The organism is Geobacillus jurassicus NBRC 107829, assembly GCF_001544315.1.
GTDB classification, from domain to species: Bacteria; Bacillota; Bacilli; order Bacillales; family Anoxybacillaceae; genus Geobacillus; species Geobacillus jurassicus.
Genome location: NZ_BCQG01000047.1, coordinates 1 through 23,428, shown reverse-complemented (window position 1 = coordinate 23,428; position 23,428 = coordinate 1). Strand labels below are relative to the sequence as shown.

The 23,428-nt window shown below is 49.9% G+C and carries 23 protein-coding genes and 5 pseudogenes; 4 read left to right on the top strand and 24 right to left on the bottom strand.

Annotated features, from left to right (window positions below):
* Positions 1-213: 213 nt before the first annotated feature.
* The 12 genes and pseudogenes from GJ1_RS13320 to GJ1_RS13265 form a co-directional block, all read right to left on the bottom strand.
* Complete coding sequence (locus GJ1_RS13320; RefSeq protein WP_066233303.1) at positions 214-777, bottom strand: Uma2 family endonuclease; 564 nt, start codon at positions 775-777, stop codon at positions 214-216.
* Positions 778-1,036: 259 nt separating this feature from the next.
* Positions 1,037-2,008: an MTP-1 family protein gene (locus tag GJ1_RS13315; protein ID WP_066233314.1), complete on the bottom strand. Its 972-nt coding sequence runs from the start codon at positions 2,006-2,008 to the stop codon at positions 1,037-1,039.
* A gap of 271 nt (positions 2,009-2,279) precedes the next feature.
* On the bottom strand, positions 2,280-2,768 hold the full coding sequence (locus tag GJ1_RS13310; protein WP_066233300.1) for a macro domain-containing protein: 489 nt from the start codon (positions 2,766-2,768) through the stop codon (positions 2,280-2,282).
* 3 nt (positions 2,769-2,771) lie between these two features.
* Positions 2,772-3,126 (bottom strand): annotated as a pseudogene (locus GJ1_RS13305) (DUF488 domain-containing protein).
* A 22-nt stretch (positions 3,127-3,148) separates the two neighbouring features.
* The gene (locus GJ1_RS13300; protein ID WP_066233297.1) at positions 3,149-3,580 is read right to left on the bottom strand and encodes a hypothetical protein; all 432 of its coding nucleotides are present in this window, start codon (positions 3,578-3,580) and stop codon (positions 3,149-3,151) included.
* A 2-nt stretch (positions 3,581-3,582) separates the two neighbouring features.
* The gene (locus GJ1_RS13295; protein WP_066233294.1) at positions 3,583-4,896 is read right to left on the bottom strand and encodes an AAA family ATPase; all 1,314 of its coding nucleotides are present in this window, start codon (positions 4,894-4,896) and stop codon (positions 3,583-3,585) included.
* A gap of 262 nt (positions 4,897-5,158) precedes the next feature.
* A complete protein-coding gene (galU, locus tag GJ1_RS13290; RefSeq protein WP_066233292.1) occupies positions 5,159-6,046 on the bottom strand; it encodes a UTP--glucose-1-phosphate uridylyltransferase GalU in 888 nt (295 codons plus the stop codon).
* Positions 6,047-6,525: 479 nt separating this feature from the next.
* Positions 6,526-7,584, bottom strand: coding sequence for a BtaManbiosPhlase (locus tag GJ1_RS13285; protein WP_066233289.1), 1,059 nt, complete (start codon positions 7,582-7,584; stop codon positions 6,526-6,528).
* A gap of 2 nt (positions 7,585-7,586) precedes the next feature.
* Positions 7,587-8,534: an MTP-1 family protein gene (locus GJ1_RS13280; protein WP_066233286.1), complete on the bottom strand. Its 948-nt coding sequence runs from the start codon at positions 8,532-8,534 to the stop codon at positions 7,587-7,589.
* Positions 8,535-8,574: 40 nt separating this feature from the next.
* Complete coding sequence (locus GJ1_RS13275; protein ID WP_066233281.1) at positions 8,575-9,405, bottom strand: carbohydrate ABC transporter permease; 831 nt, start codon at positions 9,403-9,405, stop codon at positions 8,575-8,577.
* Positions 9,392-10,270 (bottom strand): carbohydrate ABC transporter permease, encoded by an 879-nt coding sequence (locus tag GJ1_RS13270; protein WP_066233278.1) that lies wholly within the window; start codon positions 10,268-10,270, stop codon positions 9,392-9,394. Before GJ1_RS13270 ends, GJ1_RS13275 begins: the two co-directional genes overlap by 14 nt.
* A gap of 1 nt (position 10,271) precedes the next feature.
* A complete protein-coding gene (locus tag GJ1_RS13265; RefSeq protein WP_066233276.1) occupies positions 10,272-11,597 on the bottom strand; it encodes an extracellular solute-binding protein in 1,326 nt (441 codons plus the stop codon).
* A 482-nt stretch (positions 11,598-12,079) separates the two neighbouring features.
* Between GJ1_RS13265 and GJ1_RS13260 the strand changes: the two genes are divergently transcribed.
* On the top strand, positions 12,080-13,093 hold the full coding sequence (locus GJ1_RS13260; RefSeq protein WP_066233273.1) for a substrate-binding domain-containing protein: 1,014 nt from the start codon (positions 12,080-12,082) through the stop codon (positions 13,091-13,093).
* 55 nt (positions 13,094-13,148) lie between these two features.
* Here GJ1_RS13260 and GJ1_RS13255 read toward each other — a convergent pair whose 3' ends face one another.
* Together GJ1_RS13255 and GJ1_RS13250 are read right to left on the bottom strand one after the other, a co-directional pair.
* Positions 13,149-14,018 carry an Rpn family recombination-promoting nuclease/putative transposase gene (locus tag GJ1_RS13255; protein ID WP_066233271.1) on the bottom strand — a complete coding sequence of 290 codons (870 nt, stop codon included), beginning with the start codon at positions 14,016-14,018 and terminating at the stop codon, positions 13,149-13,151.
* A gap of 179 nt (positions 14,019-14,197) precedes the next feature.
* Complete coding sequence (locus GJ1_RS13250) at positions 14,198-15,133, bottom strand: DMT family transporter (protein ID WP_066233268.1); 936 nt, start codon at positions 15,131-15,133, stop codon at positions 14,198-14,200.
* A gap of 257 nt (positions 15,134-15,390) precedes the next feature.
* On the opposite strand from GJ1_RS13250, the pseudogene GJ1_RS19445 reads away from it, so the two are divergent.
* From GJ1_RS19445 to GJ1_RS13240, 3 genes and pseudogenes are all read left to right on the top strand, one after another.
* Positions 15,391-15,675, top strand: a pseudogene (locus GJ1_RS19445) (hypothetical protein); the annotation flags it as partial.
* Between the two features lie 107 nt (positions 15,676-15,782).
* Positions 15,783-16,280, top strand: coding sequence for a L,D-transpeptidase family protein (locus GJ1_RS13245; RefSeq protein WP_044732769.1), 498 nt, complete (start codon positions 15,783-15,785; stop codon positions 16,278-16,280).
* A gap of 218 nt (positions 16,281-16,498) precedes the next feature.
* Positions 16,499-17,437, top strand: a complete 939-nt coding sequence (locus GJ1_RS13240) for an RpnC/YadD family protein (RefSeq protein WP_066233265.1) — start codon at positions 16,499-16,501, stop codon at positions 17,435-17,437.
* A gap of 493 nt (positions 17,438-17,930) precedes the next feature.
* Here the strand turns inward: GJ1_RS13240 and GJ1_RS17950 are convergent, their stop codons facing one another.
* From GJ1_RS17950 to GJ1_RS13200, 10 genes and pseudogenes are all read right to left on the bottom strand, one after another.
* On the bottom strand, positions 17,931-18,320 hold the full coding sequence (locus GJ1_RS17950) for a retropepsin-like aspartic protease (protein WP_167346122.1): 390 nt from the start codon (positions 18,318-18,320) through the stop codon (positions 17,931-17,933).
* The gene (locus GJ1_RS13230; RefSeq protein ID WP_066233262.1) at positions 18,317-18,577 is read right to left on the bottom strand and encodes a hypothetical protein; all 261 of its coding nucleotides are present in this window, start codon (positions 18,575-18,577) and stop codon (positions 18,317-18,319) included. The genes GJ1_RS17950 and GJ1_RS13230 overlap by 4 nt, the downstream gene beginning before the upstream one ends.
* 70 nt (positions 18,578-18,647) lie before the next feature.
* Complete coding sequence (locus GJ1_RS17945; protein WP_083510003.1) at positions 18,648-18,884, bottom strand: DUF819 family protein; 237 nt, start codon at positions 18,882-18,884, stop codon at positions 18,648-18,650.
* 215 nt (positions 18,885-19,099) lie between these two features.
* Positions 19,100-19,282 (bottom strand): annotated as a pseudogene (locus GJ1_RS19495) (IS1634 family transposase N-terminal domain-related protein); the annotation flags it as partial.
* Between the two features lie 272 nt (positions 19,283-19,554).
* On the bottom strand, positions 19,555-20,163 hold the full coding sequence (locus GJ1_RS13215) for a type IV toxin-antitoxin system AbiEi family antitoxin domain-containing protein (protein WP_066233256.1): 609 nt from the start codon (positions 20,161-20,163) through the stop codon (positions 19,555-19,557).
* Positions 20,164-20,816: 653 nt separating this feature from the next.
* Positions 20,817-20,978: a YwzD family small protein gene (locus GJ1_RS18710; RefSeq protein WP_217994770.1), complete on the bottom strand. Its 162-nt coding sequence runs from the start codon at positions 20,976-20,978 to the stop codon at positions 20,817-20,819.
* A gap of 65 nt (positions 20,979-21,043) precedes the next feature.
* The gene (locus GJ1_RS19295) at positions 21,044-21,649 is read right to left on the bottom strand and encodes a DegT/DnrJ/EryC1/StrS family aminotransferase (RefSeq protein WP_281176945.1); all 606 of its coding nucleotides are present in this window, start codon (positions 21,647-21,649) and stop codon (positions 21,044-21,046) included.
* Positions 21,579-22,156 (bottom strand): annotated as a pseudogene (locus GJ1_RS19290) (aminotransferase class I/II-fold pyridoxal phosphate-dependent enzyme). The gene GJ1_RS19295 and the pseudogene GJ1_RS19290 overlap by 71 nt, the downstream one beginning before the upstream one ends.
* Before the next feature lie 86 nt (positions 22,157-22,242).
* The gene (locus tag GJ1_RS13205; protein ID WP_066233253.1) at positions 22,243-22,875 is read right to left on the bottom strand and encodes an acetyltransferase; all 633 of its coding nucleotides are present in this window, start codon (positions 22,873-22,875) and stop codon (positions 22,243-22,245) included.
* A pseudogene (locus GJ1_RS13200) lies at positions 22,875-23,421 on the bottom strand (sugar transferase). The gene GJ1_RS13205 and the pseudogene GJ1_RS13200 overlap by 1 nt, the downstream one beginning before the upstream one ends.
* Positions 23,422-23,428 lie beyond the last annotated feature (7 nt).

Below are 23,428 nucleotides of genomic sequence, written 5' to 3'. Positions count from 1 at the left end.
AAAACCAAAACGGAAGAAAAAACCGGTGGAAAATCCGTGGGAGAAATTGCTGAAGCGAATGGAAGAAAAGCTGAACGAGCGGGAAAAGCGGCAAAAGCAACCGTAAAGGGACATCACGCGGGCGATGAACGCCGCCCCGATCCCGTTGGACACCAAAACAGCGTGGGAACAATCCCACGCTGTTCGCTTGCAAGCCGTTCTCTTTGCGCCTCGTCAATGGAACAATTCAGCCATGTCGACCTCAAGCCCCGGAAAATACGCAGAGCGTACCGTACCGGATTTGACTTGGACATCAGCTTGCTCATATAGCCGCTCCTCATTGAGCGTATACACCATCACGGCCTGTTTCATCGGATTGACGATCCAGTACTCATGGACGCCGCGCGCCATGTACAAATTGAACTTTGTGACGAGATCATGCGCCTGGTTCGATGGGCTTAAAATCTCGACGATCAGCGGCGGAACCCCGATATACTTCGTTCCATCCAACTCTTTTTCGCCGCAAATGACCGTCAAATCGGGAACGACCACGTTTCGTTCCCCTGTTTGCTCATCAACCAACTCCACATCGAGCGGCGCCGCCAACACATGGCATGGCTTTCCTCGAAAAAACAAACTGAACTGAAAATGAAGCCGGCTCGAGATCAACTGATGACGAACGCTGGGTGACGGGGTCATATACACGGCCCCATCAATATATTCTAAACGCTCATCGCTTTGTTCACGCAGGACCCAATAGCGCTCATACGACACACCAAAAGCAAGCGGCAAGGACAATGAAGGCCCCTCCATTCCCCTTTTTTTTTCTCAGTATACCGGATGGGTTCGCGAGGGAGCAATGGAGGAGAAAAATCGTTTCCCCTAAAAGAGCAACGCAACTCCGATTACCGCTCTGCCCTACCCTACGAACAGGTCATGTTCATGTCAAACCGAAGTCCTTCGCACAAGGCGAGAAACATTGCCGGCCAAATGTGAAAAAGGATCCGGCCGCCAACCTTCCTCATCAAGAGAAGGTCTGTCGTACCGATCCTTTTCGCTAAACGGAAGCATACATCCGATCGAGCTCTTGCGCTTCGTATTTCGCAAACGGGTCGATGAGCGAAATTTTTTGCGCTTCCGCATCGCCAACGCCGACATACAGTTCGGCGGTGCCGTCGCCTTTGCGGACGAGTCCCCCGCTAAAGACAACGTTCGCCAAATCCGGCCGTTTCGCCGGCCCGTCTAAAAAGTGGGAGCGAAGCGCAAGCAATTCCAGCTCAGAACGCTCCATCGTCTCTGGATTCAAAACGAACACCATCGGGTAGTAATGGCGGTTGCCTTGCTCGTCAAAGCAAGCGATATGGCCGAGCGCCCCGACAAGCCCGTTTGAAAGCAAATGCGCCTCGTTCACGCCGCCCCATTCTTCATCCGTAAATTGGGCATCAAGAATCGGCGCTGCCTCGATCACTTCTGGCGTCAACTCATCGAGCGAAAAAATGCGGGTGAAACCGATTTTCCCACGGCCGCCTTTTTCCCCTTGCGGTCGGGTGAAAACGCCGATCGAGCCATCTTTCAACTCAACCAGGCGGATGTCTTTCATCCCGTCCGGCCCTTCGGCGAACTTTTCTAAGCGGCGAATGTTGGGCCCGCGGTAAAAGACCGTTCGCCAGCTATACTCGCCAACAAACACCGGATGCGGAAACGTCTCCACGCCGCCAAACACAAGCTGGCCGTGAATCCGCGACACGAACGGGTCTTGCAAGGCGAACACCGGCGCCCCTTCACGAGGGACCCAAACACCGTCGCGCTCGACAAAAAAGTACACTTCCGACTGCTCGCTGTCGCGCGACTCGACGCGCCCAGCGATCACCCATTCTCCCTCATCCTCAAACGGTGCGGAAATATTATAAACGTCTCGGCCCCCTACACCTGCAAAACGGAGTTTTTCCGGCTCAAACGGCTGTGGGGCCAGGCGGAATTCATCGACTAATACTTGACATGTCTTTAATGTTGGCGATTGGAATAACATGATCATCCCTCCAGGCGTTGCCAAAAACGCCGTATGCATCGCTTTTGGCCATTTTCCCTGAACAGGTTCGAACAGGAAACGCTCTCCAACTTCCTTTCATGCCAGTCCAATCAATCGGGCATGGATGGCTACGCCACCCCCTAGGCTAGGCAAGGAAGTCAATGAAACTTGTTTGTGTGTTATATTATAATATGATATGAGGGATTGTGAAACATGTTATTCTTTGCCAAAAAAAGAAGGGCCAATCGAAGTCAAGGCCCTTTTTCTCCCTTTATTGGCGCTGTTGGACAAAATCGATGAATGCTTGATCAATATCCACGACCACAAACTCCACGTCCTCGACCGGCCCGAGCACCTCGACAAACAACCCCGCCACTTTTTCTTTGTCAAGGCCCCCGACACCTGTCCCAAGCGCCGGCAGCGCCACCTTTTGAATCCCGTGCTCTCGGCAGTACGAGACAAGCTGCTCAAGACACAGGCGGACAACCTCATAGGATGTCTCCCCGGCCGGCTGCTTCATCGTCACTAAATGAATCACCCCGCGAAACGGCAGCGAGCCTGCCCCCGTCACATACAAGTCGCCTGGCTGTGGGTCTTGCGCCTGGCAGACGCGGATCGCCTCGTCCTCAATCACGCGTCCCCCCGCCCGGCGGATCGCCGCCGCCACCCCGCCGCCCATCGGCCCGATGCCGTTGGCGGCATTGCAAATGTACTCGACCCCTTCAACCTTCGTCAAATCGCCGACCATCGCGCGAATCACCGTTCATCCCTCCTTGCTTCGCCTCTCGGCTATTTTGCGCAAAAAATCACAGAGGACAACGGCATGGTTATGTCGCTCGTCTTTTGCCGCATACAACAGCGTCACCGTTCCGGAAAGCGAAAGCAGCTCCGTAACGAGCGCTTGCTTCGTCGTAACAGTCGCCAGCTCCTGTTCATACGTTCTCGCAAACTCGGCAAACCGCTCTGGCCGATGGCCAAACCATTGCTGGAGGGCAGTCTCTTTCACCAGCGGTCAAGGCACGCTTCGACCTTTGACACCACGGCCAAAGGCGGTCGACGAGAATGCGAATGCCGTCATCCCGTTCCGCTGGAATATAGATTCGCTTTGTTTGGAACACAGGTCCGTTTCCCTACTTTCCTTTACACCTCTACCTCGTCCCAGTTCACTTTCACCACTAACGAACCGCCCGTTCTCCTCAACATTTTTTCCAGCTTGATCCTATAGGTCGATTTTACAGCAGGCGTCCTCACACGCGTCGTGATAATTCGTCCTTCAAACCGATATCCAGACAACTTCTTGCCTAATTGTTCTACCGTTCGCGTTATTTGTCGCACAGCTTCCTCGAGATCAGACCCTTTTAACTCGACAAAAAACGCTCGGCTTTCTTCTAATACTAAAAATAGGAAATCACAACGCTTTCCCTCCATGAGCAAACAATCATCCACACGGTACAAAGCGACGTGCTTTTGCTGCTTGTTGACGAAACGGACTCCCCTCCCATTTTCTTCAACGACAGCCAACCTTCGATGATCACAGTATTGCAAACAATGTTCCCACTCTGCAACGGCCATGTTTATTTTCCCTCTTCCTCCGCCTCCATAAGCTCATCGAGCACACGGTTGATAGAAGATGATGCTTCATCGATCGCCTCAGCTTGAATTAACTGCAATTCATCATCGATAATGCTTCGATAGCAAAATCTCCCCCCCTCACTCTTAAGAATATAGGCCTTTACCCTCTCCGGAGAAAGCCGCAGCTTTCGGTCTATAATCGGATTTGCACGTCGATCCAGTTTTTTCCCGATTTTGGCAGCGTACAAATAAATATTAAAAGCAGACAAAATATATGGGCTATGAGTGGTAATGACTAGCGTACTATTCGTTACATTTAGCAACAACGCAAACAAGGCAACCATTTCTTTTTGCGCGTTTGGATATAAGTGCGCCTCGGGTTCTTCAATTACCATAAAAACTTTCTGTCTTTCCAAAATAACTGTGAATATAAGCAACAAAATCCAAACGACTTCCTGTTGACCCGAAGATGAAAATTTCAGCTTTGTATACTCTTTTTCATTAAAAAAAATCCTTTCGCCATTGTCAGAGAACATGTACTTCCCTTTCATCACATCTTCGATCATCCCGATGGCCAATCGGATCGCCTCAAAATCAATTTTCTCTGTCGAAAATTTTTTTCGATCCTCAATAATCTCCTCCAGAGAATGCGAAAACATCTTCTTTAACAAATTAATCCGCTCGATGAACTGTTCTGTTAAAACATCGAGTTGCTGCGAGTTAATATCTTGCAACTGATCAGATAACGTGGCAACTAAACTTCTCCCCGCAGGAATAAAAATGGACGTTTTCGAATCGCCAAACACGTCATCAATCGATGTCTTCACGGTTTCCAAAACACTCTGTTGGCGCGCTTTCCAAGAGGAGACATTCCAAAAGTCATCCAACCGTTGTTCTTGGTATTGCATTTCCTTTTTCATCTGAACAATATGTTTAAAGGTTTCTAAAATATCCCTTTTCAACGAATCGCTAAAGTGGATTTGTACATAACCGTCTTTTAAATCAAGACGAACAAACTTTCCAGCACCATACTCATAACGAATATGAAACGGTTTCATATGTTTTGTCGTGCCAAAGTATCCAACAAACTTTCTCCGAAGACGTTTATTGAATTCAAAAAATGGGTTATTTTCTTCCATTTGACGGAATGAAATTAAATAATCTACCCATTCATCAGGAATTGATTGGAAGAAGAAGATAAGTTTACTAATCGTACTTTTTCCGCTCGCTTGGGGGCCGACCAAAATCGTAACATCGGTAATCTCCTCCTCAAACAGCTCGACAGGTCCAAAATGATCGATCCGGATGCGAGGCATACCTACCCTCCTCCCTCTAGAAAGCCAGTGGTTAAATGAAAATTTTGACTTGATAACAGCTTTTTTCAATTTGAGAAACCTTGCAAAATCCGTTTTTTCTCTGGTTGAGAACTACCAATTTACAGCGAACGACTGTTTTTTCACCACTCTTGTAGGCTTAGCCATATGGCCACAATCAACATTTCAACAAGCATGCCTTCCTCCACATACAACTGCCCAAAACAACCTGCAAATCAATCTTCACTAGCCACTCCTTATTGAATTAGCTGTTGGCTGATCCCTTCGCCTCGGCCACCACCCGCTCCAAAAATGAAAGCAAATCATCCCGCAGCTCCTCGTTTTGCAAGGCAAACTCAATCGTCGTTTCGATAAAGCCGAGCTTTTCGCCGACATCGTACCGCTTTCCTTCAAATTCATAGGCGAAGACGCGCTGAATTTCATTCAACCGACCGATCGCGTCCGTCAGCTGAATTTCTCCGCCCGCACCAACTTCTTGTTTCTCCAAAAACAAGAAAATTTCCGGCGTCAACACGTACCGCCCGACGATCGCCAAATTGGACGGCGCTGTACCCGGGGCTGGTTTTTCCACGAAGCGGCGCACTTGGTAGCGGCGTCCTTGCTGCTCGAGCGGGTCGATGATCCCGTAGCGATGCGTTTCTTCCTCCGGCACGCGCTTGACGCCGATCACCGAGCTGAACGTTTGTTCATATTGCTCAATGAGCTGTTTTAAACAAGGCTTTTCCGCCTGGACGATATCGTCGCCCAACAGCACCGCAAACGGCTCGTCTCCAATGAAATTGCGCGCGCACCAAACGGCGTGCCCCAGCCCTTTCGGCTCTTTTTGGCGAATGTAGTGGATGTCAACTTTCGACGGCTCTTTCACTTTCTCCAATAAATCAAGCTTCCCTTTTTGCTTAAGCATCTGTTCAAGCTCAAACGCGTAGTCAAAATGGTCCTCGATCGCCCGTTTCCCTTTCCCGGTGACGATGATGATGTCCTCAATGCCTGAGGCGATGGCTTCTTCGACGATATATTGAATCGTCGGCTTATCAACGATGGGAAGCATCTCCTTCGGCATGGCCTTCGTCGCCGGCAAAAACCGCGTCCCAAGCCCGGCTGCCGGAATGATCGCTTTGCGCACTTTCTTCATCTCTCATGGTTCCCCCTCTATCCAATGATCATCTGTTCTCTCAAGTCATGGCCAGTGTTGTTGATTTCCTAGTGGCGAACCAGCCATCAAAATGAACAAGTGCCGACTTGCCCCATGTATCGGCGTTGTTTTTATTATACCAAATCCTGTTGAATGGAAAAGAAACGAAATGGGGCAATACAGTTGGCCGTTTAGGAAGACGGTGAGTTAACGGAAAATATCGTTCAACAGCAGCGTTTGTCAAATTGGAAAATCTCGTCTCTTTATGAAACGACCGGTGAAAAACAACCATTTCTCCCGAAGAAGAGAAGGGCAACGCTTATAAAGTTTCTCAACTTGAAAACAGATATTATGGAGCTGCTTTTTTCATTCCGCCACCACCCATTCTAGGGCCTATTTCATGCACCGTATTTTCGCAACAAACCAAAAAAGAAACGCCCTGTCATCCAGGCGTTTCCGCTCTTACGCCGCAACGCGCGTCACCCTTTCACAAGCGAAGCCAAAATCTCGCTAAGCTTCAGCTCGACGCACGCCATCGACGTATCGGCGGCGCCGTAATACATTTTCACAATATCACCGTCAACGAGCGCACCGCACGAGAACACGACGCGGCCGAAAAACCCGTTCACCTCATAATCCGCTTCCGGCTCGACAAGCGGCCGGTCCGAGCGGGCGAGAACCTTCGCTGGATCGTCCAAATCCAACAGCACCGCCCCCATGCAGTAGCGGTGGTCATCCGACGCGCCGTGGTACAACTCGAGCCAGCCGTGCTCTGTTTTGATCGGCACCGCCCCGCCGCCGATGCGGGCGCTGTCCCACTTTCCTTCACGCAGACCGAACAAAAAGCGGTGATTCCCCCAATGAAGCAGATTCTCCGACTCGGCGATCCACACTTCGGGGCGGCCGTTGCTTCGCGGCACTGGGCGATGGAGAGCGTAATATTTGCCGTTGATCTTCTCCGGAAAAATGAGCACATCTTTGTTTTCCGGCGCGAAAATCATGCCGTGGTGCGTCACCGTCCGAAAATCCGTTGTCGACACCATCGCCTCGCCGACTCCTTTCGGCGAAACGGCGCTGAAGTAAATGTAATACGTGCCGTCAATGCACGTAATGCGCGGGTCTTCAATGCCAAACGTCTCGAGCTCATTCGACGGGTAGACGAACGGGCGGTTGTCGATCACAAACCGCCGCCCGTCCCGGCTCCGCGCGAGGCGCAAATACGAAAGCGACGTCAAATAGGCAAACCGATCGGTCCCCGCCTCTTTAATGACGCGCGGATCGGAAAAATCATAGCGCGGATCGTCTTTGCGAAATTCGTAAATATCGACCTTCCCCGTCTCTGGATTCCACACCGGCGCTTTCACAATGTTCGGATCATCCGAAACGGGCCGCTCGGCCACCCGAAGCAAAAGCAGCACTTCTCCTTGAAATGTCGCCACCCCGGCGTTAAACGCCCCGATCACTTCAAACCCGTCGTGGTACGGCGGCACGTCTTTCGGCGTAATGAGCGGGTTTTCTTCGTAGCGGTAAAGGTGCATCGTCACCCCTGCCTTTCATATTTCGTAAATGGATCAACAATTGTTAGTTTTTGCGCTTCTGCATCACTCGTTCCAGCGTAAAACTCGGCCGTTCCGTCCCCTTTGCGAATCAACCCGCCGCTAAACACGACATCCGTCAAATCGGGGCGCTTCGCCGGGCCGTCGAGGAAATGGGCTCTTGTGGCGATCAACTCCATGTCCGACGCTTCCCCCGTGTCCGGATTGAACGCAAACACCATCGGATAATAATGACGGTTCCGCTCCTGATCGAAACAAGCGATATGGCCAAGGACGCCGACAAGCCCGTTATCAAGCAAATGCGCCTCATTGGCGCCGCCCCATTCTTCATCGGCAAATTGGCCGTCAATCAATGGAGCCCTCTCAATCGCCTCCACCGTCAACTCGTCAAGCGTGCCGATGCGGATGAAGCCGATTTTTCCGCGTCCGCCTTTTTCCCCTTGCGGACGGGTGAACACCCCGACCGACCCATCCCGCAGCTCAACAAGGCGGATGTCTTTCATCCCGTCGGGACCGGTGAAGAAATGCGCCAATTCATTGATCGTTTTTCCACGGTAAAACACCGTCCGCCAATACAACTTCCCGTGAAGCACGGGATGCGGAAACGTCTCCACGCCGCCAAACACGAGATGCCCGTGCACCCGCGAAACAAACGGATCCTGCAAAGCAAACACCGGCGCCCCTTCCCGCGGCACCCACGTTCCTTCACGCTCGACGAAAAAGTATACTTCTGATTGCTCGCTGTCTCTTGCCTCCACCCGTCCGGCAATGACCCATTCGCCATCGTCTTCGAACGGGGCGGAAATGTTGTACACATCGCGCCCTCCAACGCCGGCAAACACGAGCTTCTCCGCCCGAAGCGGCTGCGGCGCGCGCTGGAATTCCTCAAGCAGTGTCTTGCATGTTTTCATCGTCGGCGTCCTTGTCTGCATCACGTCTCTCCCTGCTCCCTTTTCCATCATAATGGTTCTATTATTTTAATATGAACTGCATGCCTTCTTTAAAATTCCTGCTAAACAAAAGGAACAAAATCAAAATCGGCAGCGTGAGAAGCACCGAGGCGGCGTACATCGGCCCCGGGTATCCGCCGTACGGTCCAAACATTTGCGCCAACAAAACGTTTAACGTCAACATCTTTTCGTTATTCACCACAAGCATATCCCAAAGCAATTCCACCCATCGTTCCATAAAAAGGAATAGGAAAATGATCGTCGTGATCGACCGCGACATCGGCCAGACAATGCGGCGAATGATGGTGAAATGGCCCGCTCCATCCATCTTGGCCGCTTCGATCAATTCATCGGGAATGCCGCGGAAAAAGTTCGTGTACATAAAGATGGCCCACAAGTTGACCGCCTTCGGCAAGATCATCGCCCAATACGTGTTGTACCAACCGAAATACCGAACGATCAAAAACAGCGGAATGAGCAAAATGATCGATGGATAGAACATTTGAAACAAAATCGCGTTGTTGACCCACTGTCTTCCCTTAAATTTCACCTTCGACAACGCATATCCGACCATCACCGCCGTCACGAGCATCAACAACGTTGACGCCGACGTGACGAGCAAACTGTTGAAAAACGCCCGAAGCCACGGCCGCGGCACGACATCTTCCCCGCCTTGAAACAGCCATTCATACGAACGAAGCGTCAATGATGACGGGATAAGCTTTCGGTCGACTTCATCCCATGGGGCGAGAGAACCTAACACCATATACAAATACGGAAACACCATGACGGCCAAAACGGCAAACGCCAACACATAAAGCAATCCGACCTTCCATGTTTTACTCCCAGCCATGTTTGCCACCCCATTTTTCCAACACCTTGCGAAAAACGAAAATCGACGCAAAGGTGACGATCGAATTGATGATCGCGACCGCTGTTCCGTAACCCGCATTCAATTTTTCAAACGCCTGGTTGTAAATCTCCAGCTGCCACGTATGGGTCGCATACTCCGGCCCGCCGCCTGTCAGCACATACGGTTCGGTGAAAATGCCAAACATCAAGCCGACCGCCAAAATCGTCACGGTATAAAACGAAGGATACAGCATCGGAATCGTCACGTGCCAAACCCGCTTCCAGCCGACCGCCCCATCGATTTCGGCCGCTTCATACACTTCTTTCGGGATGCTTTCCAACCCGGACAAAAACAGCAGCGCATAATATCCGACAAACTTCCACGCCATCATGAGCGCAATGACGAGCGGGGCTAATATCGGCGACCCGAGCCAGTCAATGTCCCAGCCAAACGCGTCCCGCAAAAATTGATTCAACGGGCTGTTGTAGGAAATGACGCCTTTGACGACAATCGATGACGCCACTCCTGACGCCAAGTACGGCAAAAAATATCCGACGGCAAACAATCCTTTCCACCGAGGAAGATGGTGAAGGATCAGCGCCAAAAACAGCGAGCCCGCGATCACGATCGGCACGAACATCAACATAAACTTATACGTCACCCAAAACGCCGCCCGCACGCTCGGGCTGAAGAAGGCGTCAATGAAGTTTTGCATTCCAACTGTCTCGTATTCTGGAGAAATCAAGTTCCAGTTCGTAAAAGCGAGATATAACGCCCAAAACAGGGGAATCAAAAAGAAAACAGCGGAATAGACAAGGTATGGGCTGGCAAGCAGCCAACCCACTTTTGTTGCCTGTTTATTCATATTATTTTAACACCCCATTGATCGCCTTTTCCATGTCCTCCCACGCTTTTTCTGGGGTTTTCTCGCCTTTTACGACCGGATTCAACGCCTCCTTGCCGATCAGCTCTTGAATCTCAACCATTTTCGCGTTGTCCATCGGCGGGATGGCGTTCGGAATGTTTTCCGCATACAGTTTCAGCTGCGGATTTTGCTCAAAATAGGAGACAAACGCCTCGTTCGTCGACAAGTCGTCCCGCGCCGGCGGCAAATTCGTTTCCTTCAGCCATTCCAAATCGTTTTGCGGGTCGGAATACACCCATTTGACAAAATCAAACGCGGCTTGTTGCTGCTCTTTCGTGGCCGAAGCGTAAATGACCAACCCTTTTGTATCGGCGAACGTTTTCGACTGCGACGGGTCCATGCCATCGGGCACAGGCGGCATCGACAACACGTATTTCTCGTTAAACTTCATTTCCGGGAACTTCTCGGCCCAATACGGGAACGTCCACGGCCCTAAATCGGACATCACGGATGTACCGCTTTCAAACGGGTCTTTCGTCTCTTTCGTCAACACGAGCTTGTTTTTGCTTAAATCAGCGAAGAACTGGAGCGTCTTCACACCCGCGTCACGATCCGCACTCAACTTGTTCCCATCGATGAAATGCGTCCCATTCGACGCCGCATTGTAAATCATGAAGAAGTCAAACCATCTCGCCCACCACGTCGGCTTGGCCAAGTCGGCTCTCGCCCATAGAAACTTGTTCGGATATTTTTCTTTCAGCTTTTTGCCGACTTCAATGACTTCGCTGTACGTCTTCGGCGGAGCGTTATATCCCAATTCTTTCAGAATATCGATTCGCCACCCAAACAGCATGGCGTTTGAGTAAATCGGCAGCACATATTGATGGCCATCGGCAAATTTCCATGTTGAAATCGTGCTCTTCATTTGCCGCTTGGCGATTAAGTCATCAAACCCTTCAAATTGGTCGAGCGGCACAATCGCCCGGCTGTCCGCCAGCTGCGCGGCAAACCCGCGGGAGATGTTTTCCGAAATGACCGGCGCGTTTCCCGCCGCAATCGCCGACTGAATCCCCGCCTCCGAAGAAGGGCTTTCCGGCATCGGCGATACTTTGATTTTCACGTTTTGATGCTCTTCCATATAGCGATCCGCCATCTTCTTCCAGAATGCTTGCTGCGTCGGGTTCGGCGCCGCCCAAAAATCAATTTGTACGGTCGATCCTCCCTTCTTCTGCCCTTGTTCCTTCTCCGTCTGTCCTTGACAACCTGTTCCAATCACCGCGGCAGCCATCAACAACGCAGCCAGCTTGAACCACTTGCGCTTGTTCATCGTCCATTCCCCCTTGTATGGATGAGCAGTTGATAAAACGCTTACATAAACAAACGCCTCAGAAAACCCTTCCCTTCTCATGACAAATCACTGAGACGGACAACTTTGTCAACTAAAATTAAATGTTTGTAACGATATTTTATCACGTTACAATGACATTATTTCATGGTTTAAATGAATAGTCAACTTCTTTTTGCAGAAAAGACAAGAAAAAATAATGAACGTTGACACAAGGCATTAACTTGACAATTAATATTTGTAACGTTACAATACCGTTCCGTATATAATATATTTTTTTCCGGAGGTTTGCATGTCTTTCATTTTCACAAGGAGGTATACTTGAACTAAAGAAAGCAAGAAACCAAACGCCGCGAAAGCGGAAACAACCTTCAAGATTTCGATGTATACTTGAACTATGGGAAACGAGAAATCGCAATTGTCGCCCTTGTCGGCAAAAAATAGCGAACAAGTGGAGGTAGTGCATGAAAAAACGCGTCACCATGCAAGACATCGCAGATCGACTGAACATTTCCAAAAACTCGGTCTCTCAAGCGCTGCGCGGCAAAGAAGGGGTCAGCGAGGAAACGAGGGAACTTGTGAAGCGCGTGGCCAAAGAAATGGGGTATGAATATCCCGCCTCCCGCGCGAAATCGCGCGGCAAACCGCCGAAACAAATCGCGCTCATCGCCTCCGACCGCACGTTTTCATTGAAATTTTTCGGCGAAATTTATTTAAGCATTGAACAGGAAGCACTGTCACGCGGCATGAAGCTGCACATCCAATCGGTGAACAAAGAGCAAAAAGAACAGCTTCTTTTGCCTTCGTTCATCGAGGAAAAACAAGTCGACGGGGTGATCGTCCTTTCCCATATCAGCACCGAGTACATCCAACAAATCATCGCCACCGGCATCCCGACCGTCCTTGTCGACCATCACCACCCGAACATTCCGGCCGATGCGGTGCTGACGAACAATCGGTTCGGGGCGTATGTCGCCGTCCAGCATCTTCTCGAGCTGAACCATACCGACATCGCGTTTGTCGGCGACGTCAACTACTCGCCGAGCTATCAAGAACGATATGAAGGGTATTTGTTGGCGTTGAAAGACTATGGGGTGAAACCGAACGAGGAGTGGATGTTCTGCCACGCGCAAGAGGACGAGACCGCCATCGCGAGCTACATCCGCGGACTGAAACGGCAGCCGACCGCCTGGTTTTGCGTCAACGACGGGCTTGGCTTCTTCGTCAGCACCGCCCTGCAACAATACGGACTAAAAGTGCCCGATGACGTTTCCGTCTGCAGTTTTGACAACGGCCAGCTGTCGCAAATCGCGACGCCGAAAATCACGACCGTCGACATCGATTTGAAACGTTACGGCAAACGAGCTGTGGAGCTTTTGCGATGGCGGTGGGACAACCCGAACGAACCGTTCCAAGAAGTGTTATTGTCCACAAAGCTGATCAAGCGTGAATCCACGGCGACGAAACAGAAGCGCTAGGGCGGGGCGGCCTTTTGCCCCGCCTGTTTGATGAACGCTGGCGATTCATTTCCCTTCATTCGCAGGCGTCTGATTTCATATTTTCAATTTCCTTCACAGGCAATCCGGTCAGTTCGTGAATCGTTTGCGCATCAAACCCTTTCATCAACATCCGTTTCGCAATTTGCCGTTTTTCTTGTTTGGCTCCTTCTTCCCGCCCTTCGATTTTTCCCTTTTGCTCATAAGAAATGATGAATTCCAACACCTGTTCTTTTTCCTTCGCCTCCATTTGCTCCACCTCGTTTCGCAATTGTTGTTCTTCCTCATCGGACAATTTGACATACGTTTCAAAAAAGCCAATCAGCAGACGCTGCCTTGCCTCGTCTAGCTCGAGACGCACCAACATGCGCAAAAATTGCTTTTTCAGTTCCACTCGTTCATTTTCAATATAGCCCATTTTGCCAAGCAACGCAGCCGCCACCGGATTGTCGGTGCGGAGAAACTGGCGCCAGTTTTGCTTGCGCAGCTCCACAGAGAAAAAGTGAAAGTCAAGCACATCACCAAACGGAAAAGAGAGCGTGAACGAGGAGGGTTCGTTGCGGATGGCATCATAGCTGAAGACAGCAATCGGAATGATCGGCGTGCGGTATTTCTCAAACAAGCGTCTGAAGTAAAGAAACATTCGCTCCGGAAAGGACGATTGGATATATGACTGATTTTCCACGTGAACAATGATCACCCCATCTTCCCCTTTGAACTTCGTTTTCACCAGCAAGTCTACCCGATACTTCTCCCCAGCCGTTACGTCCGTAAACAACTCTTCGGACAAAAACGACAAACGGCTGAAATCGATATGCTCGTGCATATCCGGGAAAAAGAGAAGCACAAATTCCTCAAAAAACGTCTGCAGCAGCTCCTTGAACAACCGGTCGTGATCGATCGCCATACATTCACCTCACATGAATAGGTTTCGTATTTTCTTTTTCGACACCATCAGGCAAAATCCTGTCCATGGCACAAAAAATGGCCGTCTCGTTTCGAGAAGAGACAACCAAGACACCAGCTACAAATGTGCAGTCTTCTCCGTTTCACCACTTGCACGCGCGACACCGAAGCAGGGCGACTTTACCACATCCCCGCCTTTCTTCCGCCCCCCACCGCCTTCGCCCGGCGGAAGCGGGCGCTCATGTCATCCATCCCCCCGCTGCCAAACATCACACCAACGACGATGAACAGAAACCCAGCCAGCTGCATCCACGAAATCGGCTCGCCAAGCAGCCAATGCGCCCCGAGCAGCGAAAAGAGCGGATTGAGGTTGATGAACACCGCTGATTCCGCAGGGCCGAGGTGCTGCACCGCTTGGTTGTAAAACATATGGCCGAGCGCCGTCGCCAAAACGGCCGACGCGAGGAAAATCATCCAAAGCGCAAGCGTCCCGTCCTTCAAACTCGCCATCCCGCGCGGCTCGAGGACGAGGCTTAAGACAAACAGCCAAAGCGACCCAAAAACAAGCATCCACCCGGTCATCACCCGCGCCTCGACCGTCGCTTTTTTGATCAGAATGAAGCTGATCCCTTGCGCCAAGACGGCCAAAAAGACATACACATCCCCGATGGACAAATGGCCGAGGCCGCCGTCGCCGTTCGCGACGACAAACACGACGCCAAAAAACCCGAGCGCGATGCCAAGCAAACGAAACAACGTCGGCCGCTGGCCCAAAAACACGATCGCCAACAGCGCCGTCACAAGCGGTACGAGCCCTAAAACAAGACCCGCATTCACCGCCGTTGTCTTCGTCAACCCAACGGCAAGGAAAAAGTGGTGGGCGACGACGCTAAACAAAGCGGCCAAGCCGATCTGCTTCGCCTCATTCCAACCGACTTTTTGAAGCTTGCCGATCCCCCATAAAAACAAAAGCACGACCAACCCGGCCGTTAGAATGCGCAGCGCCGTCAACGCGACGGGCGAAAAATGCTCTACAAGAATTTTTAACGCCGTCACGTTCAATCCCCAAGCAACCATGATGGCGACCAGCAGCGCATAAATGGATGATTTCCGCATCGTTCTCTACCTCTCCTGCATACTCTGTTTTCAGCCGAATGCCAAAGGAAAAACGGAGCCGATCTACGCTCCGCTTGGCCAGATATGCCTGAAAAAGCTTCCTTCAAGCAAGGACACCCGTTCCACTTCTTTCCGTCCTTCTCTTGCCATTTATTTTACTACACCACCGCCCGTTTTTTGACTAAAATGCACTTGGCGCATTCCCATATCTCCCGCCATCTCAGCATATCATCATAACAAGGAGAGGAGAGAGGCTGATGTTCCCACGCTACCGACAAAAGAAGATCGCCGCAAGGACAGCTGTTCTCGTTTTGGTCCTCGCCGCCGTTTGCGCCATCGTGCTGTCATTCGTTCTTTCGAGCGAACGCCGCGATGCAAGGCAAGTCGTCGAAACGTTTTACCACTACGAACAAGCAGGGGATTTTGGCAGCTCGTGGGAGCTGTTTCACCCGCTGATGAAAAAGAAATTCCCAAAAGACGTCTACATCCAACGCCGCGCTCACGTATTCATGCAGGACTTTGGCGTCGAAACATTTGCATACTGCGTTTTCCTTATTCGTTTGGCAACCTTATTGGGATCTTCTCATACACTAATTTATCATGTACCGAAGCTGTTTTCTCCGTCCAGCGAAAAAAGGAGCGACATGGGATGTACAAACATATCGTCAAACGCGGGGAAACGATCGCCTCCATCGCCCGTGACTACCGCACGTCAGTCGAGGCATTGCTTCGCGCCAATGGCTTCACCGCCGCATCCGTCATCTTCCCAGGGCAGGAGATCGTCATCCCCCACCTTCCGCCGAAAGGATCGATTCCCTACACGATCCATATTTCCATCAGCCGCCGGCAATTGACATTGAAATATAAAGGGCGAACGATCCGCACGTATCCGATCGGCGTCGGCAAAATGGTCACCGCCACACCCGTCGGCGATTTTGTCATCGTCAACCGCCAGCCGAACCCCGGCGGGCCGTTTGGCGCGATGTGGTTAAGCTTGTCCAAACTCCATTACGGCATCCACGGCACGAACGACCCGTCCTCGATCGGCAAATACGTATCAAAAGGATGCATCCGCATGCACAACAAAGACGTGCTCGAACTCGCTTCGATCGTCCCGAATGGAACGGAAGTGTTCATCCGGCCGTGAAGGCAAAATAGCGTTATTCATCAAGCGAATTCGCCAAAGTCGATGAACCGAAAAGTGTTTTTACCCGCTTGCGGAACTCTGTTTCGACCAGGGTTCCATTTTCATGAAAATGTCATCCGCTCTCACCGGATGAACAACATGTTTCCGCTCCCGATGGCAGCTGACAACCGGTCGGGCAAGTAGTATAATTTAGGTAAAAAGCGAATGGAGTGGAGACGATGGCAGGCGGGATCTCGCATCACGCCAAGGACATCTTGTTCAAGTCACTCAGCGCATTGTACCAAAACCAAGCCCTCGATGTATACGGACTTCACGGACTCCCGCGGATCAAAGCATTGCTTCCAACCGAATTTCCGTCCGTACGGGCGGATGAAAGACGCGCCGATACCGTATTTCTTCTCGAAGACGATTCCATTCTTCTCCTTGAGTATGAAAGCAACGAACGATTCATTGACAACCATTTGAAGTATCTTGATTATGCCTGCCGGATGCTTCACACATACTACCAACAGGAAAAACGAATCCGGCCGATCCGCATCGTCGTCCTTTACACAAGCGATGTCACAAGCGCCCGCGAACAGCTTGACGCCGGAGATGTGTTCCTTTCCTCCAAAGCGGTGCTGCTTGGTGAATTCAACGGGGATGCGATTTTCCATGCCATCGAAGAAAAAGTCCGCAACGGCGAACCGCTCACCCCGGAAGAAACGATGAAGCTCATCCTCGTGCCGCTCATGCACACCCGCTTCGACCGGCAAACGATGATCGAAAAAACGATCGAGCTGGTCAAAACGATCGACGACGAACCGAAACAGCTGCACATCATCGCCGGCGTGCTGACCGCCACGGACAAATTCATCGACCGATCATACGCCGAAAAAATAAAGGAGTGGATCAAAATGAACAAAGTGTTCCGTCTGTTAGTCGAAGAACTCGAACAAGAAAAAGAAGAAATGTTGAAGAAAGTGATGCAGGAAAAAGAACAAGCGGTGCAAAGAGCGATGCAGGAAAAAGAACAAGCGATCAAGCAAACCGAAAAACGGAAGGCCATTGAAATCGCAAAAAATTTGCTTGACGTCCTGCCCATTCACGAGATCGCCAAACGAACCGGGCTGACCGTCGCCGAAGTCGCCGATTTAGCGAAGGAAATGGACAAATAGGCAGCGCAAAAGAGCCGCGGCGGAGTGCGCGGCTCTTTTCATCACGAATGGCGGACATTCGCCAATTGCACCGCCAGTTCTTCTGCGAATCTGCCCAACTCACCAAACACACTCCATAGAACTTCCTTCCATGATCTTTTCCCACAAGATGTTCATTGTTTCATTTCGGCGCTCCTTTTTCTATGGCGTTTCAAGTTTTTCCAATTGGATAAACACTGTTGGGGCAGCAGTATTCCCCCCTTAAATTACCGTCCTTTCTAGCATCATGAAGAACTATATACAGGCAACGAAAGCGTTTAACATATCCTTGACAGGAAAGTGGCTTGTCCATTTTCGACTGTCGAAAGTAAAGGGGCAACGCACCCGTTATTTCGTTCTCTCCAAAGAAAGCTTGCGATACAAGGGGGCATTGAAAAAACACAAATGAGGCATCTACGGAGATTTCGCAATTTGAGGCGCATGAAAAACCAAACAATCATCATGAAGCGGAAACTCAACCCCTTTTGCTATAGAGAGACAGAGCTTCCAAATCAATAATCGCTCCGATATAGAGAAGGCAATCGAGCCCGATAATGGCATCTAACTCAACACCGTACTCCATCGCTCCCAGTTCTACTTCAAAATGCTTGATTCGGATCGATCCGATCATCACCTCATCTACCGTCTTTGCATAAACAAACTCCGTTCCCCCTACCCCGCTAATTCGATAAATGACGTCATGCTCTTCCGGAACAATCCCGATCTTTGCGGCCTGATCTGCAGAGACGATCGTCCCTGTTGATCCAGTATCAACCAACGACCTGCTGAACTCAATTGTCTTCCCTCGATGTGTGAGCCGCAATGCCGTGAGCAACAACCCGTCCTCTAGATAAAGCGGCATCATCCCCTCCACACCCCTGTCCATCTCCGTTCGGAAATATTGATTTCTTTCCGATTCGTGTGAAGAACGTACAATTCTCGATGAGGAATTTCTTTATGAAGCCGCTTATATGCTCTCATGGCTTCCATTGGATCAGAAAAGGCTTCGATCGGAACAACCTGATTTAAAATCCGTTTGTTGTCCTCATTCGTATAAGCATCCACCACTTCGATCAACACCCAACGGTTCGGAAACGCTTGGCAAATGTCTTCCCATTTCATTCTGTTTTCCTCCTCACTTTATTATCCCACCCCATATATGTCTAGTATAACGCAGATTGCGCCCATCACCCTACATCAACGTCGAAAACCAGTTCCCTAAAAGAGTGCCGATATAGTTCTCTATTATATAACCGAGTGTGCCAACAACTAAAACCGGAGCAACCAAGTTTCTCCATCCTTTCGCAATGGCTAATGCAGCTGCCGTAGTCGAACCGCCGATATTCGCATTGCTCACCAACAAGATATCCTCCAAATCATAGTTAAAAAGCTTTCCAAACACGACCCAAGTTCGACAGTGACTAGGCAAACAAAATGCCTCTCATCCCTTGATGCAAAAGGGACGAAAGGCATTTGGGCATACTTCGGGCGTGTATCTAGGTGAGAGGATGAATGCCTAGGATCTTCGGAGGAGGCTCCAGTCCTAGAGCCGCAAAGAGTTGAGCCTGTTTGGCCGTCAGTTCGGTCCGCTGATACAGGTCACCGTTTTTGGAAGAAAAATGTCCAAGCATAAGACGCATACATTCGTCTCTTACTTTTGGCCAGACGTTCCAAAACAGCGCGATCCACCTCGTCTTCGCGCCCAAACGAATCAATCACCTTCGTTTTCGCCTATTTGGCCTTCGGATCCCATTCGTTGTGAGCAAGCTGGAGATAAGCAACGGTTGTTCCATCCTTGTTTTTGCGTGTGACTCGTCGTATGTACATGCCTATATTATAACGTATACACTTTATTTTTAAAAGAAAAAATTAATAAATCGTGTTCCTATGAAATTCGACGTTTTTTCCTAGGATCCGCATCGCGAAATCCTTGATATAACAGCATTTTAGCCATTTCCATTTGCCTAAAATGACCTCAAAACTGTCGAACTCGGGCTGAAAATACAACAACAAAATAAAATCAAAACTTTTTCCGGTTTGTTTCGCTATATTCCTTAACTTTTCGCTCACTGAAGCAGATATATTTTTCACACTCCTCACTACACAAGCACCTCTAAATATTTTAATAAAACCGTCTTCACACGCATTTGCTCGGCACACTCCACCAGTTTGTTTATATTTTTTTCTGGGCTTCTCAAGTAATTCCGCAATCCCTTCTTCATTACATCAATCCCCACTTTTTCCCTGTAGCGAATCATATCACAAATTGTTTTCTCACGACTGTAAATGCTTATTTTATGTCCACCGATCTCCATTTCTTCAACTCCATATTCAAACTGTTTTTTTGAAAAGTAGAAAACCTTGATTGGTGGATAATCAGGCAAGCTTGGCTTCCGTGACGTTCTCTCGATCGCCATGTGGTACTCCCAAGGGTTGTACGTTGTCAACTCGTACAGGGACAACGCTGACAAAAGACAAAGGACGCCGTTCGGAACTAATTTCGATACTTCAACCACATCCCCATGTTGGTCATTTCCCCATTCCACATAACGGTAAAGCCCCCGTTTGATTCTAACGATTTTTCCCTCCTCCTTCAACTTTCGGATATAATAATGACTCACACCTTCTTTGGTTAAGTCCTCTGTTTTGGCAAATCCCTTTTGACGCATGAAAACATCTTCGATGATCTCATTTACTTCTTTATTCATTGACATCACACTCTTTTCACCTAAGAGTCGGCAGTTACGATTTTCTGCAAACCTTTACTAAATCTATTCGTTATGATCTTTCATATCCCTTCTTTTAATTTTATGTATGCACTTATTATTTTATGCAGACGTTTAGTAAAATACATCTATGTCTAATTTAACGAATCAGCTAGGACTTTACGGAATTTTTCTCCCCACTTCGAACGTTTGCTATATAGACGCCATGCCGAAAAAAACTCGGCATCATCGGAAGGATGAAAATACTTTTTGACGAATGTTTTAGGTTCATACATTTTAGAATTTACGTATTTTCAGGATAGATGCAATTTAAAGCTTTAACATTTGCGGCTTTTACCGAGCATTTGATCGACTGCCGAGCGACCGAACAACGCCGCTTTATTCCATGGCCACTGCTATCATGAACCTACAGATCAATTCACACACTGAATATTCAGATAAATAAAACCAAAAACAAACAACCATCCCACCAAAGAACGGCTTGACTTTCATGACCCGCTCCGCTGACGCCACCTCCACACGCTCGCGATGATTTGCTCGAGCGAAGATTCCGCTTTCCAGCCGAGTTCGTTATCAATTTTTCCGACGCGGCGCCGAGCTACACGGGGTCGCCCGGGCGGCGAGCGGTGTCAACCTTACGAACCACTGTCTTTAAACACTTGCTTTAACTGCCGTATCAGTTCCTGCACCATATCCTTCGCCGTCATATGAACCGCCATCTCCCCGCGTTGGCACGCTTCCAGCAAAATATGTTTCAATTGCTCCGTCTCCAAAAGCCCGCGTTGATTCGCCTTCATCATCTTCACCCTCCTGATCACAAAACATGCCTCCCGCGGCTTTGGTGCCACAGGAGGCTTGTCCGTTATAGCCGTTTCAAAGCGCGCAAGATCACGTCAATCACGCGCTGTTGTTCTTCGACGGTCATGCTTGATCCCGACGGCAGACAAAGGCCGTTGGCAAACAGCTCATCCGACACGCTCCAACCTTCCTCGTGCTGGTAATACCGCACCCCAGCAAACAGCGGCTGCAAATGCAGCGGCTTCCACACCGGACGGGCTTCGATGTTTTCCTCCGCGAGTGCGTTGATGATCTCCATCGGCGTCACGCCAAGCGCCTCTTGATCGATCGTCAACGTTGTCAGCCAGCGGTTGGACATCGTCCCTTCAAGTTCGGGCATGAAGTGAACTCCTTCGATATCCCCCAACGCCTGCACGTAACGGTCAAAAATCGCTCGTCTCGCTTTCACCCGCTCGTCCAACACTTCCAATTGCGCCCGGCCGATTCCCGCAACGATATTGCTCATGCGATAGTTGTAGCCCATTTGGCTATGCTGGTAATGCGGGGCCGGGTCGCGCGCCTGGGTCGCCAAAAAGCGGGCTTTTTGCAGTGCGTCGATGTCATCGGAGACAAGCATTCCCCCCGCCGGATGTCGTAATGATTTTATTGCCGTTGAACGAGTAAATGCCAAACTTCCCAAACGTACCGCTCTTCTTCCCCTTGTACGTCGAACCGAGCGACTCGGCCGCATCTTCAACGACAGGCACGCCGTAGCGGCCACAAATCGCCAAAATCTCATCCATTTTCGCGCTTTGGCCGTACAAGTTCACGACGACAACCGCCTTCGGCAACTTCCCTTCCTGCCTTGCCGCATCCATCGCCCGCTCCAACGCCCGTGGAGACATATTCCACGTCTCCGGCTCCGAGTCGATGAACACGGGCTCGGCCCCTTGATACAAAATCGGATTCGCGCTCGCCACAAACGTCAACGAGGAACAGAACACCACATCCCCCGTCCGACACCAAGCAACCGCAACGCCAAATGAATCGCCGCCGTCCCCGAACTAACGGCGGCCGCACCTTTTGAACCCACATACGCCGCCAACTCTTTCTCAAACGCATCGACATTCGGCCCAAGAGGGGCAATCCAGTTCGTTTCAAACGCTTCATTGATATACTTTTGTTCGTTCCCGCTCATGTGGGGAGGGGAAAGGTAAATTCGCGGTTTGTTCGTCATTCTCTGTCATCCCTTATGTTTTGAAATTAACCATCCATATGGTGCCGCTAATCTAAAAATCTCGTTGGACATCCGACCGCTTTCTTGAAATCAGGAATATCGCGTATGACCGTTGAACCCGCACCAATCACACACCACTTGCCTACTTTGATTCCCGGTATAATGGTGGCAGACGCCCCGATATGAGTCCCTTCTCCAATTGCGACATTCCCTGTCAACGTTGCATTCGGGGAAATATGGGCATAATCCCCGATGCGGTTGTCATGTTCTATAATCGCACCTGTATTAATAATAACGTGTTTCCCAATTTCCGCATGGGCATTGATCACACAGTTTGGCATCACAACCGTGCCCTCCCCAATCCGAGCCGAAGGGCTAATGACTGCGGAGGGGTGAATTAACGTCCCAAATTTTTCATGATCCACCTGAATGCGCCTGACGATTTCAGCTCGCACGCGGTTGTTTCCAATCGCGATGATCAGCTTCATACTCGGATTTCTGCCAATCATCGTACAAACAGCAGAAATAGGGCCATATACAATCCCATTTCGCTCATGCATTTCTTGATATTTATCATCTAAAATCGCCGCGATCTGATAGCAACCATCAGCAACAATCATGTCTTGAATGACCTTGCTGTGGCCCCCTTCACCGATCACAACAATCGGATTCATGTCCATCATCCACTCTTTTGTTCTTTAGCGCCTGTAAACTTTTCCATCGTGACATGTCCTTGATGGCTGATCCCCTTAGACTTAAGCACCTTCCAGACAGTCAAAAAAAAGAATTTTTACATCCAACCAAAACGACTGATGGTCCACATACCAAACATCCAGCTGAAACTTCTCTTCCCACGAAATCGCATTGCGCCCGTTCACCTGCGCCCATCCTGTAATCCCGGGCTTCACTTCATGACGGCGGGCTTGTTCGGGCGTATACAGTTCCAAATATTCCATCAGTAATGGCCTTGGGCCGACCAAGCTAAGATCGCCTTTTAACACATTAAACAGCTGTGGCAGCTCATCGAGACTATACTTCCGCAAAAACCGCCCAAACGGAGTCAATCTCATATGATCCGGAAGCAGCTCTCCGTTCTCATCCCATTCATCCGTCATTGTTCGAAACTTGTACAAATAAAACGGTTTGCCGTGCAACCCGGGGCGTTGTTGTTTAAAAAGAATGGGAGAACCTAGCTTCCAACGAACCAAAATGGCCGTTAGCGCCATAATAGGT

What these genes read in the sequence shown, in the direction of transcription:
- GJ1_RS13315 (WP_066233314.1), bottom strand. Translation starts at nt 2,008, where the DNA reads ATGTTATTCCAATCGCCAACATTAAAGACATGTCAAGTATTAGTCGAT.
- GJ1_RS13300 (WP_066233297.1), bottom strand. Translation starts at nt 3,580, where the DNA reads ATGGCCGTTGCAGAGTGGGAACATTGTTTGCAATACTGTGATCATCGA.
- GJ1_RS13295 (WP_066233294.1), bottom strand. Translation starts at nt 4,896, where the DNA reads ATGCCTCGCATCCGGATCGATCATTTTGGACCTGTCGAGCTGTTTGAG.
- galU (WP_066233292.1), bottom strand. Translation starts at nt 6,046, where the DNA reads ATGAAGAAAGTGCGCAAAGCGATCATTCCGGCAGCCGGGCTTGGGACG.
- GJ1_RS13285 (WP_066233289.1), bottom strand. Translation starts at nt 7,584, where the DNA reads ATGCACCTTTACCGCTACGAAGAAAACCCGCTCATTACGCCGAAAGAC.
- GJ1_RS13280 (WP_066233286.1), bottom strand. Translation starts at nt 8,534, where the DNA reads ATGCAGACAAGGACGCCGACGATGAAAACATGCAAGACACTGCTTGAG.
- GJ1_RS13275 (WP_066233281.1), bottom strand. Translation starts at nt 9,405, where the DNA reads ATGGCTGGGAGTAAAACATGGAAGGTCGGATTGCTTTATGTGTTGGCG.
- GJ1_RS13270 (WP_066233278.1), bottom strand. Translation starts at nt 10,270, where the DNA reads ATGAATAAACAGGCAACAAAAGTGGGTTGGCTGCTTGCCAGCCCATAC.
- GJ1_RS13265 (WP_066233276.1), bottom strand. Translation starts at nt 11,597, where the DNA reads ATGAACAAGCGCAAGTGGTTCAAGCTGGCTGCGTTGTTGATGGCTGCC.
- GJ1_RS13260 (WP_066233273.1), top strand. Translation starts at nt 12,080, where the DNA reads ATGAAAAAACGCGTCACCATGCAAGACATCGCAGATCGACTGAACATT.
- GJ1_RS13255 (WP_066233271.1), bottom strand. Translation starts at nt 14,018, where the DNA reads ATGGCGATCGATCACGACCGGTTGTTCAAGGAGCTGCTGCAGACGTTT.
- GJ1_RS13250 (WP_066233268.1), bottom strand. Translation starts at nt 15,133, where the DNA reads ATGCGGAAATCATCCATTTATGCGCTGCTGGTCGCCATCATGGTTGCT.
- GJ1_RS13245 (WP_044732769.1), top strand. Translation starts at nt 15,783, where the DNA reads ATGTACAAACATATCGTCAAACGCGGGGAAACGATCGCCTCCATCGCC.
- GJ1_RS13240 (WP_066233265.1), top strand. Translation starts at nt 16,499, where the DNA reads ATGGCAGGCGGGATCTCGCATCACGCCAAGGACATCTTGTTCAAGTCA.
- GJ1_RS17950 (WP_167346122.1), bottom strand. Translation starts at nt 18,320, where the DNA reads ATGATGCCGCTTTATCTAGAGGACGGGTTGTTGCTCACGGCATTGCGG.
- GJ1_RS13230 (WP_066233262.1), bottom strand. Translation starts at nt 18,577, where the DNA reads ATGAAATGGGAAGACATTTGCCAAGCGTTTCCGAACCGTTGGGTGTTG.
- GJ1_RS13215 (WP_066233256.1), bottom strand. Translation starts at nt 20,163, where the DNA reads ATGAATAAAGAAGTAAATGAGATCATCGAAGATGTTTTCATGCGTCAA.
- GJ1_RS18710 (WP_217994770.1), bottom strand. Translation starts at nt 20,978, where the DNA reads ATGAAGGCGAATCAACGCGGGCTTTTGGAGACGGAGCAATTGAAACAT.
- GJ1_RS13205 (WP_066233253.1), bottom strand. Translation starts at nt 22,875, where the DNA reads ATGGACATGAATCCGATTGTTGTGATCGGTGAAGGGGGCCACAGCAAG.